Source organism: Lysobacter sp. MMG2 (assembly GCF_016735495.2).
Lineage (GTDB): Bacteria > Pseudomonadota > Gammaproteobacteria > Xanthomonadales > Xanthomonadaceae > Lysobacter_J.
This window is the reverse complement of record NZ_JAERQY020000001.1, coordinates 262113-277458: the sequence shown is the minus strand read 5'-3', so window position 1 is coordinate 277458 and position 15346 is coordinate 262113. Positions and strand designations below refer to the sequence as shown.

Annotated in this window: 9 protein-coding genes and 1 pseudogene; 7 read left to right on the top strand and 3 right to left on the bottom strand. The window is 67.8% G+C overall.

The window, feature by feature from the left end:
- Positions 1-167 precede the first annotated feature (167 nt).
- The 5 genes and pseudogenes from JI752_RS01160 to JI752_RS01140 all read left to right on the top strand — a co-directional run.
- Positions 168-1646: pseudogene (locus tag JI752_RS01160) on the top strand (glucoamylase family protein); the annotation flags it as partial.
- An 82-nt stretch (positions 1647-1728) separates the two neighbouring features.
- The gene (locus tag JI752_RS01155; RefSeq protein ID WP_254200248.1) at positions 1729-2988 is read left to right on the top strand and encodes a sugar ABC transporter substrate-binding protein; all 1260 of its coding nucleotides are present in this window, start codon (positions 1729-1731) and stop codon (positions 2986-2988) included.
- Positions 2985-3881 (top strand): sugar ABC transporter permease, encoded by an 897-nt coding sequence (locus tag JI752_RS01150; protein WP_216958171.1) that lies wholly within the window; start codon positions 2985-2987, stop codon positions 3879-3881. The genes JI752_RS01155 and JI752_RS01150 overlap by 4 nt, the downstream gene beginning before the upstream one ends.
- A gap of 1 nt (position 3882) precedes the next feature.
- Entirely contained in the window at positions 3883-4704 is an 822-nt protein-coding gene (locus tag JI752_RS01145) for a carbohydrate ABC transporter permease (protein WP_216958169.1), read from the top strand.
- Between the two features lie 41 nt (positions 4705-4745).
- Complete coding sequence (locus JI752_RS01140) at positions 4746-7922, top strand: discoidin domain-containing protein (protein ID WP_216961697.1); 3177 nt, start codon at positions 4746-4748, stop codon at positions 7920-7922.
- A 357-nt stretch (positions 7923-8279) separates the two neighbouring features.
- On the opposite strand, the gene JI752_RS01135 is transcribed toward JI752_RS01140, so the two are convergent.
- A complete protein-coding gene (locus JI752_RS01135) occupies positions 8280-9419 on the bottom strand; it encodes an efflux RND transporter periplasmic adaptor subunit (RefSeq protein WP_216958168.1) in 1140 nt (379 codons plus the stop codon).
- Positions 9416-12625, bottom strand: coding sequence for an efflux RND transporter permease subunit (locus JI752_RS01130; protein WP_216958166.1), 3210 nt, complete (start codon positions 12623-12625; stop codon positions 9416-9418). Before JI752_RS01130 ends, JI752_RS01135 begins: the two co-directional genes overlap by 4 nt.
- A gap of 264 nt (positions 12626-12889) precedes the next feature.
- Here JI752_RS01130 and JI752_RS01125 point away from each other — a divergent pair, with 264 nt between their 5' ends.
- The gene (locus tag JI752_RS01125; RefSeq protein WP_216958164.1) at positions 12890-13828 is read left to right on the top strand and encodes an AraC family transcriptional regulator; all 939 of its coding nucleotides are present in this window, start codon (positions 12890-12892) and stop codon (positions 13826-13828) included.
- A gap of 180 nt (positions 13829-14008) precedes the next feature.
- Positions 14009-14581 (top strand): hypothetical protein, encoded by a 573-nt coding sequence (locus tag JI752_RS01120; protein WP_216958162.1) that lies wholly within the window; start codon positions 14009-14011, stop codon positions 14579-14581.
- Positions 14582-14588: 7 nt separating this feature from the next.
- On the opposite strand, the gene pgl is transcribed toward JI752_RS01120, so the two are convergent.
- Complete coding sequence (gene pgl, locus JI752_RS01115; protein ID WP_216958160.1) at positions 14589-15329, bottom strand: 6-phosphogluconolactonase; 741 nt, start codon at positions 15327-15329, stop codon at positions 14589-14591.
- Positions 15330-15346: the final 17 nt, after the last annotated feature.

Below are 15346 nucleotides of genomic sequence, written 5' to 3'. Positions count from 1 at the left end.
GCGTGCTGATGTTTCAATCGATCCGACGCAGTTGGGGAACTGCATCGCTGGTGGCGGTGCTGGTGTTCATTTCGGGCTGCGGGCGTAACGAGCCGGCATCGCAGACCTATCCGATCGCAGCCGCGCCTCCGGTGGAAGTCGAACCGCTCAAGCCGACCAAGCTCGAACTGCCGCCGCTGTTCCGCGACATCGAGAAGCGCACGTTCCAGTTCTTCTGGGACACGACGAACGAAGTCAACGGCCTCACGCCCGATCGCTATCCCTCGCGTCCGTTCGCGAGCATCGCCTCGGTCGGTTTCGCGCTCACCGCGTACCCGATCGGCATCGAGAACGGCTGGGTCAGCCGCCGCCAGGCGGTGGACCGCACGCTCACCACGCTGAAGTTCTTCCGCGACATTCCCTCCGGCGAGCAGGCGGAAGGCAAGGGCGCCTATCACGGCTTCTACTACCACTTCCTGGAGATGGACACCGGCCACCGCTACCAGAGCTGGGTCGAACTCTCCAGCGTGGACACGGCGCTGCTGATGATGGGCGTGCTGTTCGCGCAGAGTTACTACGACCGCGACGATCCGCGCGAGAAGGAAATCCGCGACATCGCCGACACGCTCTATCGCCGCGTCGACTGGCCGTGGCTGCAGCGCAACGCGCCGTTGATCTCGATGGGCTGGTTCCCCGAGAGCGGCTTCATCCAGCACGACTGGACCGGCTACAACGAGGCGATGATGCTCTACATCCTCGCGCTCGCTTCGCCCACGCATCCGGTGGAGCCGGAAGCATGGGAGGTGTGGACGCGCACCTACAACGACTCCTGGGGCGTCTACCAGGGCGAGGAATACCTCGCGTTCGGCCCGTTGTTCGGCCATCAGTACAGCCACGTCTGGATCGACTTCCGCGGCATCCAGGACGACTACATGCGCGAGCGCGGCATCGATTACTTCGAGAACAGCCGCCGCGCGGCTTACGCGCAACGCGCCTACGCCATCGCCAATCCGATGAAGTGGAAGGACTACGGCCCGGAAGTGTGGGGCCTCACCGCCAGCGACGGCCCGCAGCAGACGCTGCAGGAGTTCCGCGGCGAACAGCGCCAGTTCCGCCACTATTCCGCACGCGGCGCCGGCCTGCGCGACACCTTCGACGACGGCACCATCGCGCCGACGGCGGCCATCGCGTCGCTGCCGTTCGCGCCGGAGATCGTCATTCCCAGCACCGTGGCGATCCACGAACGCTACGGCGAGTACCTGTACTCCAGCTACGGCTTCCTGGATTCGTTCAATCGCAGCTTCGACTTCGACATCCCGCTCAAGACCGGCCGCCTCGTGCCGGGCGAGGGCTGGGTCGCCAGCGATTACATCGGCATCGACCAGGGGCCGATCCTGGCGATGATCGCCAACTACCGCAACGACTTCGTCTGGAACGTGATGAAGCGGAACAAGTACATCCGCGACGGATTGCAGAAGGCGGGCTTCAAGGGCGGTTGGCTGGAGCCGGTGAAGGAGGGCGAGACCGCATCGACGCAGCCCAAGCCGCAGACCAAGGAAGAGAAGGACGCCGCCACGGCGCGCGCGCTGGGCGAGGCGGAGTCGCGCGTGAACCGCGGATCGCAGACGCCGCCGCCCGCACCCGAATCCAAGCCGCAGCCGAAGTGAGCCTGCGATGATCCGCGCGCGCGCGTCCGGCACGGCAGGCATCGGCACGAAAGCCGCGCGCTGGATGATGTTCGTCCTGGCGATGCTCGCCACGCTCGTCATCGCCGGTTGCGGAGGCGAGCGCGACGCGCGCCAGGTGGTGCGCTTCTGGGCGATGGGCTTCGAAGGCGAGATGGTGCGCCAGCTCATCCCCGACTTCGAACGCCTGCATCCCGACATCCGCGTGGAAGTGCAGCAACTGCCGGTCACCGCCGCGCACGAGAAGCTGCTGACCGCCTTCGCCGGTGACGGCCTGCCCGATGTGTGCGGGCTGGGCAACACCTGGCTGGCAGAGTTTGTCGAGCTGCGCGCGGTCGCGCCGCTGGAGCCGTTCCTCGCGCGTACGCCGTCGATGTCGCCCGACGATTACTTCCGGGGCTCGTGGGACACCGGCGTGATCGGCAGTCATGTGTACGCGGTGCCGTGGTACGTGGAAACGCGCTTGCCGTTCTATCGACGCGACATCCTTGAGGCCGCGGGCGTGAAGCAACCGCCGCGCACCTGGGCGCAATGGCGCGAGGCGATGGCGGCGGTGAAGCGCCACGTCGGGCCCGAGCGTTACGCGATCCTGCTGCCGCTCAACGAGTACGAGCCGCTGCTGAACCTCGCCATCCAGCAGCCCGACCCGCTGCTGCGCGACGACGGCCGCTACGGCAATTTCCGCAGCGACGGCTTCCGCCGCACGCTGGCGTTCTACAACGACATCTTCGTGCAGAAGTGGGCGCCGCCCTTCAGCAACAACCAGATCTCCAACGTCTGGAACGAGTTCGGCCGCGGCCTCTACACCTTCTACGTCAACGGCCCCTGGAACATCGCCGAGTTCCGCAAGCGCCTGCCGCCGTCGATGGAAGGCCAGTGGGGCACGATGCCGTTGCCGGGTCCGGACGGCCCGGGTGCGTCCGTCGCCGGCGGCGCGAGCTTCGTCGTGTTCCAGCAGGCGAAGAACAAGGACGCGGCGTGGAAGCTGGTCGCGTACCTGTCGGATCCGCAGGTGCAGGTGCGATTCCACACGCTCACGGGCAACCTGCCGCCACGCCGCAGTGCGTGGGAGAGCAGCCAGGCGCTGGCGACCGACCCGTACACGTTGCCGTTTCGCGAACAGCTCGAACGCGCCAAACCCGCGCCGAAAGTGCCGGAGTGGGAACGCATCGCGCAGGAGCTGCGCATCGTCGGCGAGCAGCTGGTCGCCGGCCGCTACACCGTGGATGAAGCGGCGACGGAACTCGACCGCCGCGCCGACGCCATCCTCGAAAAGCGCCGCTGGATGATGGATCAGGACGCCGCCGCAGGAGGTTCGCGATGACCATCGCGCCCAGGGTCAGCGCCTCCACCGCCGGCTGGATGTTCGCCGCGCCCGCGCTGGTGGTGATCGGCCTGTTCTTCGGATTGCCCGTGCTGGCGGCCTTCGCGCTGAGCCTGACGGATTTCGACATCTACTCGCTGGCGGATCTGTCGAATCTGCGCTTCGTCGGACTGGGCAATTACTGGAACCTGCTGCAGGACCCGCTGTTCTGGAAGGCGCTGGGCAACACGATGTACTTCGTCGTGGTCGGCGTGCCGCTGTCGATCGCGGTGTCGCTGGGCGCGGCGTTGCTGCTGCATTCCAAGGTCGCGGTTTTCAAGCCGTTCTTCCGCACCGCGTTCTTCGCGCCGGTGGTCACCACGGTGGTCGCGGTGGCGGTGATCTGGCGCTACCTGTTCCACACGCGCTACGGACTGGTGAACTGGGGGCTCACTTCCATCGGGCTGGATCCGATCGACTGGCTGGGCGATCCCACCTGGGCGATGCCGACCATCATCGCCTTCGCCGTGTGGAAGAACTTCGGCTACAACATGATCATCTTCATCGCCGGCCTGCAGTCGATCCCCGAGGACCTGTACGAAGCCGCGCGCATCGACGGCGCCACGCCCGCGCAGCAGTTCTGGAACGTCACCTTGCCGCAGCTGGGGCCGGTGCTGCTGATGGTCGGCATCCTCACGCTGTCGGGCTATTTCCAGCTGTTCGCCGAGCCTTACGTCATCACCCAGGGTGGGCCGCTGCAAAGCACGGTGAGCGTGCTGTACCTGATGTACGACGAGGGCTTCAAGTGGTGGAACCTGGGCAATGCGTCGGCGGTGGCGTTCCTGCTGTTCGCGCTGATGACGGTGGCGACCAGCGGCCTGCTGTGGTTCGCACGACGCAAAGGAGCGGAATGACATGACCCCGCGCCTGGCCCGTGCCATTGTCAACGGCCTGATGATCGCGCTGGCGGTGATCAGCCTCGCGCCGCTGCTGTGGATGCTGTCGGTGTCCTTCATGCAGCCCGGCGAGGCCAGCCACTTCCCGCCGCCGTTGTGGCCTTCCAACGCCACGCTGGCGAATTACCACGAGCTGTTCGCCCGTGCCGGCATGGGCCGCTACCTGCTCAACAGCACGCTGATCGCGACGGTCGCCACGGCCATCGCGCTGCTGCTCAACACCATGGCGGGTTACGCCTTCGCCAAGCTGAAGTTCGCCGGGCGCGAGCGCGTGTTCCGACTGTTGCTGGCCGCGCTGGTGATCCCGGCGCAGGTGACGATGATGCCGCTATTCCTGATGCTCAAGCAGATGGGGCTGGTGAATACGTACGCCGGCGCGGTGGTGCCGCTGATGGCGAGCGTGTTCGGCATTTTCCTGGTGCGCCAGTACGCGCGCTCGATCCCGGACGAACTGCTGGAGGCGGCGCGCATCGACGGCGCCAGCGAGACACGCATCTTCTTCCAGATCGTGCTGCCGGTGCTCAAGCCGATTCTGGTGACGCTGGCGATCTTCGTGTTCCTGGGCGCGTGGAACGACTTCATGTGGCCGCTGATCGTGCTCAGCGATTCGGGCCATTTCACACTGCCCGTCGCGTTGGCCTCGCTGTCGCGCGAACACGTGCAGGACAACGAGATGATGATGGCCGGGTCGGTAGTGACGGTGTTACCGGTGTTGATCCTGTTCCTGGCGTTGCAGCGGTACTACCTGCAGGGCCTGCTGGTCGGGAGCGTGAAAGGGTGAGAGCGGTGAAGCGTTTGGCGTGGGCCGGTGTGCTCGTTCCGATGATGGCGTGGGCGCAGGGCGTCGGAGAGATCCGAGTGCTGGACGCCTTCGAAACCACGACGCCGTGGCAGGTCGTCACCTCCGACCAGGTCAGCGGCAAGCTGCGCACAGTGCCGGGCGCGGACGGCAAGGCGGTGTGCCTGGATTACGATTTCAACGGTGTGTCCGGTTACGCCGGCCTGCAACGCGAACTGCCGCTGGACTATCCCGACGACTACGAGTTCGGTTTCCGCGTGCGTGGCGACTCGCCGCCCAACGATCTGCAATTCAAGCTGGTCGACGACAGTGGCGACAACGTGTGGTGGGTAAACAAGCCGCGCTTCGAGTTTCCCAAGGAGTGGACACCGGTCGTCTACAAGAAACGTCACATCAGCCGTGCATGGGGTCCTACGCCGGACTCGACGCTGCGCCACAGTCGCAAGGTCGAGTTCACGATCTACAACAGCGTCGGCGGCAAAGGGACGGTGTGCCTGGACACGCTAACCTTCCGTCGACGGCCGGTGGACACCACACCGCCGCCGCGTCCTTCGGCACGCGCCAGCGTGGAGATGGTCGGCGGCGCTCCGGCGCTCGCCGTCGACGACGACGCGGCCAGTGCCTGGATCGCGCCGGTAGAGGTGTCGCCCGCGCCACTGCTGGAAATGGACCTGGGGCGTCTGCGTGAGTTCGGTGGACTGACCCTGCGCTGGGCGCCGGGTCACGCGGCGACGCGGTACCGCATCGCGCTGTCTCGCGACGGTCGCGACTGGCAGGACGTGCGCGAAGTATCCAGTGGCAATGGCGGCCAGGACCCGATCGCGCTGCCCGAATCGGAGGCGCGTTACCTGCGCCTGCAATTTGAGGCCGGCCAGGATGCGCAGCCTTACTCGCCGCCGTACTACGCGCTTGCGGACGTAGTGATCGAGCCGCTGGCCTTCGCGGCGACGCCGAACGACTTCGTGCGTTCCGTCGCGAAGGATGCGCCGCGTGGGCATTTCCCGCGCGGTTTCAGCGGCGAGCAGCCGTACTGGACGATCCTCGGCCTGGACGGCGGCGTCGAACAGGGCCTGATCGGCGAGGATGGCGCCATCGAAGTGGGCAAGGGCGCCTTCAGCATCGAGCCGTTCGTGGTGAGCGACGGCCGGCTCGTGTCGTGGGCGGACGTGAAGACGACGCAGTCGCTGCAGGACGGCTACCTGCCGATTCCCTCGGTGCACTGGCAGCACGCCGAGTTCGCCCTCGACATCACCGCCTTCGCGCACGGCGAGCGCGACGATTCCCATCTGACCGCGCGCTATCGCCTGCGCAACACGTCCGACCTCCCGCGTCGTTACGTCTTCGCGCTGGCGGCGCGGCCGATGCAGGTGAATCCTCCGACGCAGTTCCTCAGCACCGTCGGTGGCGTGAGTGCGATCCATTCGATCAGCGCGAGCGAAGGCGTCGTCTTGGTCGAGGGTCGGAATCCGGTGCGCGCGAGCAAGTCCCATGCCGCCTTCGCCAGCCGTTTCGACGAGGGCGACGTGGTGGCGCGGATGGCGCGCGCGGACTGGTCTTCGTTCTGCGCGGACGGCTGCGAGACGGGCAACGTGTTCGCCGCCGTCGGCCCTTCGACCACGAGCGTGTCCGACGACACCGGGCTCGCATCGGGCGCGCTGTTGTACTCGGTGGAACTGGCGCCAGGCCAGGCGAGCGAGTTCGACTGGAGCGTGCGCCTCACCGGGAAGGACCCGCAGCCGCCGCGTCCGCCGATCGACGCCGCCAATGCACAGGAGGCCACCGCCGCGCTGTGGCGGAGCAAGCTCGACCGCGTGCAACTGCGTGTTCCCGCGCAGGGGCAGCACGTCGTCGACACGCTGCGCACCGCGCTGGCGCACATGCTGATCAGCCGCATCGGACCGCGCCTGCAACCGGGAACGCGCTCGTATTCGCGCGCGTGGATCCGCGACGGCGCGATGATCGGCGAAGGCCTGTTGCGCATGGGCCGCGAAGACGTGGCGACGGAGTTCCTTCGCTGGTATGCGCCATATCAATTCGACAACGGCAAGGTGCCGTGCTGCGTGGACGATCGCGGCAGCGATCCGGTGCCGGAGAACGACAGCCATGGCGAGCTGATCTTCACCATCGCCGAGGTGTACCGCTTCAACCGCGACCACGCCCTGCTCGAATCGATGTGGCCGCACGTGGTCGGCGCGTTCGAGTACATGGAGAAGCTGCGCCTGAGCGAGCGCACGCAGGCGAACCGCGCGCGCAATCCCGCGTTCTACGGAATGATGCCGGCCTCGATCAGCCACGAAGGCTATTCGGCCAAGCCGATGCACTCGTACTGGGACAACTTCTGGGCGCTGCGCGGCTACAAGGATGCGGTGGAGATCGCGCAGTGGCTGGGCAAGGACGACGATGCGAAGCGCTTCATCGCCGCGCGTGACCAGTTCCGTGATGATCTCTACGCCTCGCTGCGCGCGGCGACGCAGCAGCACGGCATCGACTTCCTGCCGGGTGCGGCGGAGCTGGGCGATTTCGATGCGACTTCCACGACGATCGCGCTCGCGCCCGGCGGCGAACAGGGGCGGTTGCCGCAGGACCTGCTGACGAACACGTTCGAACGCTACTGGCGCGAGTTCGTGGCCCGTCGCGATGGCACGCGCGAGTGGAAGGACTACACGCCGTACGAGCTGCGCACCATCGGCACCTTCGTCCGCCTGGGCTGGCGCGATCGCGCGCACGAGGCGCTGGATTTCTTCTTCGCCGACCAGCAGCCGCGCGCGTGGAACCAATGGGCCGAAGTCGTCTCGCGCACGCCGCGCAAGCCGTTCTTCGTGGGCGATCTGCCGCATGCGTGGGTTGCTTCGGATTACGTGCGTTCGGCGTTGGACCTGTTCGCGTACACGCGCGATGCGGACGATGCGCTGGTGCTCGCCGCGGGCATTCCGTCGGGCTGGCTGGCGGGCGAGGGCGTCGGCGTTTCGAACCTGCGCACGACGTACGGGCCGCTTGGCTATTCGCTGATGGAGCGCGATGGGCGTGTGCTGTTCTCGCTGTCGCCCGATACGAAAGTGCCGCCGGGCGGTGTGGTGCTGACCTGGCCGTATGCGACGGCGCCGGGGGCGACGCGGATCGACGGAAAGCCCGCGCAGTGGAAGGGGGGCGAGCTGAAGATCGAGCGTGCGGGAGCGAAGGTCGAAGTCGCGCTGCGTTGATTCCGCCGTTCGGTCTAGCAGCTATACCGTCATCCCGGAGAAGGCCGGGACCCAGGCGCAGTGCATTCGAACTATCAAGCGCCGAACAACCGCAGCGCCGAAACAACCCCAGCGCCGAAACAACCCCAGCGCCGAAACAACCCGAGCGTCATCCCAGCGAAAGCTGGGATCCATGTTGATCTTGCGATCGGGTGACGCTGGCGCGCGCCATGAAGATCAAAATGGATTCCTGCTTCCGCAGGAATGACGGAATGGCAGCGGCAAGGCTGCGTGCCTGGGTCCCGGCCTTCGCCGGGATGACGGTGTCTTTATCGCCTCGAGCAGCGCTGCGGCCGAGGTGCGCGCGAGCGCCGAGGGTTACTTCTTCTCCGCCACGAACGCCCGCGCCTTCACCGGACTGCCTGCGGTCAGCAGCGCGTTCGGCGCCAGCACGACGGTGTCGTTCGCCGCCACGCCGGAGAGGATCTCGATGTCATTGCCCAGGTTGCGCCCCAGGGTGACATCGCGGAAGTCGAGCCTGCCGTCCTTCACGGTCGCCACCTGCGCGCCGCTGCCGCGCTGGATCACCGTCGACACCGGCACCACCATCGCCGGCGCCGCGCGCGCGAGATGCAGGGCGACCGTGCCGACCATGCCGGCGGGAATGCGGCTGTCGGGATTGGGCAGGCGCAGCTCGGTACGCATCACGCCCGCATCGCGCGAGATGGCATTCGCGCTGCGCACGACCTGCGCCTTGAACGTCTGGCCCGGGAGTTCGGGGAAGGTGACGTCGCCTTCCACGCCGGCCTGCACCTGCAGCGCCACGTTCTGCGGAACGTCGACCACCACGCGCAGCGGATCGAGCGCGTTCACCTCGAACATCGGTTCGGCACTGGCCGCATCGCCGACCACGCGATCGCCGCGTTCCACATTGCGCGCGACGACGATGCCGGAGAACGGTGCACGCACGGTCTGGAAGCCCTGTCGCTCGCGCGCAGCCGCCAGTCGCGCTTCGGCGGCGCCGCGCGCGGCGATGGCCACGTCGTAGTTGGCCTTGCGGTCGCTGTAGAGCTCCTTGGAGATCGCGCCGGAGCCGATGAGCACTTCGGCGCGGTCGTAGTTCACCTTCGCCAGTTCCTGGTCGGCCTTGGCCTGGGCGAGCACGGCGGCGGCTTCGCGCACGGCCTGGTCGGATTCGGGCGCGGAGATCACCGCCAGCACCTGGCCGGCTTCGACCTTGTCGCCCAGGTCGGCGCGGCGTTCGCTGACGAAGCCGGTCGCGCGCGGGAAGAGCTGCGCCGATTCTCCGGCGAGCGCGCGCGCGGGCAGGCGCAGTTCGAAGGTGTTGTCGGCGGCCTTGGCCTGCACGGTCAGGACTTCCGCCACGACCTGCGGCGGCGTGGTTTCGGCCGAGCTGCCGTTACAGCCGGTCAGCGCGATCGCGAGCGACAGCGCGCTGAAGGCGAGCAGGGCACCCCGTGCCGACGTGAAGCGCGCGTGGGAGAGGGCGGTGGTCATGGGGTGGCTCCTGCTTCGGCACCTTCGGCACCGGGCACGTCTTCGGGATGGGCGGCATGGCGCGCGGCGGCGGGCATGCGCCGGCCGAGCACCGCGAGGATCGAGGGAACGAGGATCAGCGTGGCCGGCGTGCCGAACAGCAGGCCGCCGATGACGGCACGGCCCAGCGGCGCGTTCTGCTCGCCGCCTTCGCCCAGGCCCAGCGCCATCGGCACGATGCCCAGCACCATGGCGCTTGCGGTCATCAGCACCGGGCGCAGGCGCACGGCGGCGGATTCGTAGGCGGCGAGTTCCGGATCGTGGCCCTGCGCGACCAGGCCGCGCGCGAAGCTCGTCACCAGCACGCTGTTCGCGGTGGACACGCCGATCACCATCATCACGCCCATCAGCGCCGGCACGCTCAGCGGCGTGCCGGTGACGAACAGGGCGAACGCGGCGCCGGCGATCGCGATGGGCAGGCCGGACATCGCCACCAGCGGCTGTATCCACGACTGGAAGTTCACCACCAGCACGAGGAAGACGAGCGCGGCCGACATCAGCAGGCCCGCGGCGAGTTCGCTGTAGGCGCTCTGCATCTCGCCGGCCTGGCCGACGATCTCGATGCGGTTGCCGGGCTTGAGGCGGCCTTCCAGTTCCTTGGTAATGCCGTTCAATGCGTCGTAGACCGAGCCCAGGTCCGTGCCTTCGACGTTGGCCAGCACGCTGATCGTCGGCGCCAGCGTCGTGCGGGCGAGCGAGGCCGGCACGCGGCGCGGCGTGACCGTGGCGATGTTGCGCAGCAGCACCGCCTGCCCATCGCTGCCGATGCGCAGCGGCGCGTTGAGCAGTTCGTCGATGTTGGTCATGTTCACCGGCGGCGCCTGCACCTGCACGGTGTAGGCCAGCGCGTTGACGGTGTCGGTCCAGTACACCGGCGTCACCGTGCCGGAGGAGCCCAACACGGCGAGCACGGCGCGACTGGCCTGCTGCGCATCCAGACCGAGTTGCGCGGCACGCGTGCGGTCGATGTGCACCTGGTATTCGGGCAGATCGAGCACCTGGCGCAGCGCGACGTCCACCGCGCCCGGGACTTTGCCCAGTCGCTGTTCGATCTCACGCGCGAGCGCAAGATTGCCCGCGTTGTCGCGACCGATGAGGCGCACCTCGAACGCCGCCGCGGCCGAACCGGCCAGCGTGCGGCTGGTCGCGTCCGGCGGGCGCTCGAACATCTTCACGTCGGGGTACTTCTGGGCGATGAGGTGGCGGATCTTCGACAGGTATTCGTGACTTGGACCGTGCGGTGTCTTCAACTGCAGCATGATCTCGGCCTCGAACGAGCCGACCACCGCGCTGTCGACCAGCGACAGGTTCACGGCGTCGGGCACGCCGATCTGCTCGTAGACGGTCTGCAATTCGTCGGCCGGAACGATCTTGCGGATCTCGCGCTGGATGTCGGTGACGCGCGCAGCGGTTTCCTCAAGACGCGTGCCCGACGGGAAACGCACCTGGAAACGCAGCTGGCCGGCATCGACATGCGGGAAGTACTCGCGGCCGAGCGACACCGCCGACACGCCGCCGATGGCGATCACCAGCAGCGCGGCAATGGCGAGCACGCCGCCGTGGTGGCCCAGCTTCACCAGCAACGCATGGTGCCGGTCGCGCAGCGAATCCAGCGTGTGCTCGACCTTGTGGTTGATCTTGAGCAGCAACTTCTCGGGCGCCCAGCGCGGGTTCGCGCGGCTCTTGATGTCCGCCGGCAGCAGCAGGTAGCACAGCACCGGGATGAGCGTGCGCGAGAGCAGGAACGAGGCGAGCATCGCGAAGATCACCGCCAGCGCCAGTGGCGTGAACACCCACGCCGACAGGCCCGTCATCAGCAGGATCGGCGTGAGCACGATGCAGATGGCGATGGTGGACACCATCTCCGGGAACACCACTTCCTTCGCGCTGTCCAGGATCGCCGTTCGCACGTCCTTGCCCAGGGCGATGTTGCGGTTGGTGTTCTCCACGTCCACCACGGCGTTGTCGACCAGGATGCCGATCGCCAGCGCCAGGCCGCCCAGCGTCATCACGTTGAAGGTGTAGCCCAGCAGGCTCAGCATCGCGACGGAGGCGAGCAGCGCCAGCGGAATCGCCGACAGCACGATCAGGCTGGAACGCCACGAGCCGATGAACACCAGCACCACCAGTGCGACCAGCAGGCCGACCAGCAGCGCTTCGTGGCGGATCGAGCCGATAGCGTTGTCGACGAACACCGACTGGTCGAAGATCGGCTGGATGCGCGTGCCGGGCGGCGCGGAGGCTTCGATTTCGGGAAGACGCTCGCGCACCGAGCGCACCAGCTCCACGGCCGATGCGTTGCCGAGCTTGATCAGCGCAACGGCCACCGCGCTGGAACCGTCCATGCGCGCGACGTTGGTCTGCAATGCGCCGCCGTCGCGCACCGAAGCGATGTCGCGCACGTACACCAGCGTGCCGTTGCGCGAGGCAACGGGGATGTCGAGGAAGTCCGCCGCCGTTGCGGGGCTCGTGTCGAGCGAGATCTGCATCTCGCGCGCGTTTTCGCGGATCGCGCCGGAGGGCAGGGTGGGGCTGCCGCGTTCGAGCGCGCCGGTGACGTCGGCCGGCGTGAGGCCGTAGGTCTGCAACGCCGCCGGGTTGAGGTCGACCATGATCTGCCGTGCCGCGCCGCCGTAGGGCAGCGACATGCGGATGCCGGGGATCGTCTGGATCTGCGAGCGCAATTGCAGGCGCGCGTAGTCGTACAGCTGTGCTTCGGTCAGCGAATCCGAGGACAGCACCAGCATCAGCACCGGCGTGGAGGACACGTTGTTGCGGATCACCAGCGGCGGCGAAGTGCCCGGCGGCATGCGGCGCAGGATCGTCTGCGAGACCGAGGTGATCTGGCCCAGTGCGCGATCCAGGCTCACCGTGGGCTGGAAATCGATGCGCACGATGCTGGCGCCGTTGATCGTCTCCGAGCGCACTTCTTTCAGGTCATCGACCGTGTTCATGATCGCCACCTCGGAGAACGAGGTGAGCTTGGCGGCCATGTCCGCAGCCGGCAGGCCGTTGTAGGTCCACACCAGGTTGACCGAGGGGATGCCGACCTCGGGGAGGATGTCGGTGGGCATGCGCCGCGCGGCCAGGGTGCCGAACAGCAGGATCAGGATCGCGAGCACGCCGATGGTGTACCGGCGGCTCAGGGCGTACTGGACAATCCACATGGTGCGGCCGGCCTCTGCGGGGCGAAGCGTCTGGAGACGGCGCCAACCGCAACGTCCCGCGCGACCTGCGCCGCGACGGACGGCAGGACGTGAGGCACGACGCGTGGGCCTTTCGTGTCCCGGTTATGGTCGCGCCGCGGCGGTTGCGTTGGAAAGTCCATTGCTGCGAAATCATTGCCCGATCCTGCAAATCGACCGGATCGGCAACATGACCTCTGGCCTAGACGGCATAATCGGCATGGTTGAGGAACGTGACGGAACGCCATGAATGCCAGTGTTTCCACGGCAACGCCCGAACACCATGCCGGTTGCCCCGCGCTGCGCGAGCTTGCCGGCCGGATTGCCCGATTGACGCCGTCCGACGGCGTCCATGGCACCGCGTACGCGCCGCTGAGCGTGGTCCGCATCAGCCAGCCGACCGAGTGCATGCCGGCCGTGTACGAGCCGCGTCTGGTGATCGTCGCGCAGGGCTGCAAGACCGCGACGCTGGCGGGGCAGACCTACTACTACAACCCGCTCAACTACCTCGTCGTGTCGGTGACGCTGCCGGTGTCGGGGCAGGTGATCGAGGCCACGCCGGATGAGCCGTACCTGTGCCTGCGCCTGGACATCGACCCGGACGACGTGGCGAGTCTTCTCGTGGACGCCGGGCAGTCGCCGGCACCGCCGCCTTCAGGCGTGGACCCGGGGCTGTACGCCGCGCGCGTCAACGCGCCGCTGATGGACGCCGTGTTGCGGTTGATGCGCCTGCTCGACGCGCCGGACGATCTGGCGATGCTCGCGGCGATGACGCGGCGCGAGATCCTCTATCGCGTGCTCACCGGCGAACTCGGCTACCGCCTGCGTGCACTGGCGATGACCGACACACGCTCCAGCCGCATCGCGCGCGCCGTGGCGAAGCTGCGCGAGGACTACCTGGAGCCGCTGAGCATCGATGAACTCGCGCGCACCGTGCACATGAGCACTTCCTCGTTCCACCACCAGTTCAAGGCGGTGACGACGATGTCGCCGCTGCAGTTCCAGAAGCATCTGCGCCTGCACGAAGCGCGGCGCCTGATGATGGCCGGCGGCATGGAGGCGCTCTCCGCCGCGCGCCATGTCGGCTACGAGAGCCCGTCGCAGTTCAGTCGCGAGTACAAGCGCCTGTTCGGTGCGCCGCCACGCTCGGAGGTGGGTCGTTCGCGGGGTGTGCCGCAGGTGTAGGTCTCCCGGGCCGCCGCTGCGCCAGCCCGCCCGCCTGAAGTCGGCGCCAATCCCCACGGTGGGGAGTGGCGCGCCCGCTGCGTTGTGTTCATTCGGGCACAACAGCCGGCCGTGGGCGCCGTCAGACTGGACGCGCGCCGGCACGCGCCGATGCATCCGACGCCAACAGGGGATCGCGCCATGAGCACGTTGCAGGACCTGAGGATCGATTTCGAACGCCGTAGCCGTCGTTCCATGTCCATGCCGATCGCCGGGACCATCGTCTGGTCGGTGGCGGGCGTCGCCGGACTGTTCCTGCCTCTGAAATCGGGCGTCACCGTGCTCGTGCTCGCGATGGCGCTGATCTTCCCGCTCGCCCTGGCCGTCGCGTCCGTTCGCGGCGAGGAACTCACCGGCCGCGACAATCCGCTGTCACGGCTGATGGGCGCGTGCGTGGTGATGGTCAACCTGCTGTGGGCACTGCACATCCCGCTGTACTTCGCGATGCCGCGGTTCGTGCCGCTGAGCCTGGGAATCGCGCTCGGGCTGCACTGGGTCGTGTACTCGTGGATCGTCGCGCATCCGCTGGGTTACCGGCACGCGATCGTGCGCACCCTCGGGCTGCTCGCGGCGTGGTGGCTGTTTCCGGAATGGCCGGTCACGGCCTGCGCGGCGGTCGTGGTCGCCGCCTATGCGTTGACGCTGGTCGAGATGGCGCGCCGCCCCGTGCCTGCCTTGGCGCAACCGGCGCAGATCGCCTCCGAGCCGGCCTGATCCGGCGTCATTCGCACCAGTGCACTTCCAAGGGTCGGCCGTGCTTGCTGTCCAGTGCGAGCAGCACGGGCCAGCGTTGCGGGTCGTTTGATGCGACGGCCTGCTCGAAGATCATGCGCTTGCGCTCGCCCTGCAACAGCAGAAGGCGATGCGGGATGCGCGCCAGACCGTACGGCGTGAGGCTGATGCGGCGCGGCCACTGGCGCGCGCCCGGGCAATCGTGCGCGTCCACGACCGCGTAGTCGCGCGGGCTGGCGAGGATGCGGTCGAAACCTTCCATGCCGGGGAACAGCGACGCGACGTGGCCGTCTTCGCCCATGCCGAGCACCGCGATGGCCGCCTGGTTGCGCGCGTGCGCGTTGGCGGTGGCCACCGCGCCTTCGATGTGGCGGCCGGGCTGCGTCATCGGTTCGAAATGCGCGACGGCGGCGTGATCGCGCAGCAGGTCGCGGTGCACGAGCCAGGCGTTGCTGTCGGGGTCGTCGGGCAGCAGCCAGCGCTCGTCGACCAGACCGACATCCACGCGCTCCCACTCGAGCGGTGCCTGCGACAGAGCGCGATAGACCGGCCCCGGCGTGCCACCGCCGGACAGCAGCAGCCGCGCGCGCGGCCGCAGGCTCAGTTCGCGGCGCAGTTCGGCGGCGATCGCCACGGCCGCGGCCCAGGTCCAGACCTCGTGGTTCGGATGCACGTGCAGCACGTACGCCGCAGCGGCGTCGTCGCGCGGAAGGGGCGAGCGGTCGGCCATGCGCGAATCCTCGCACA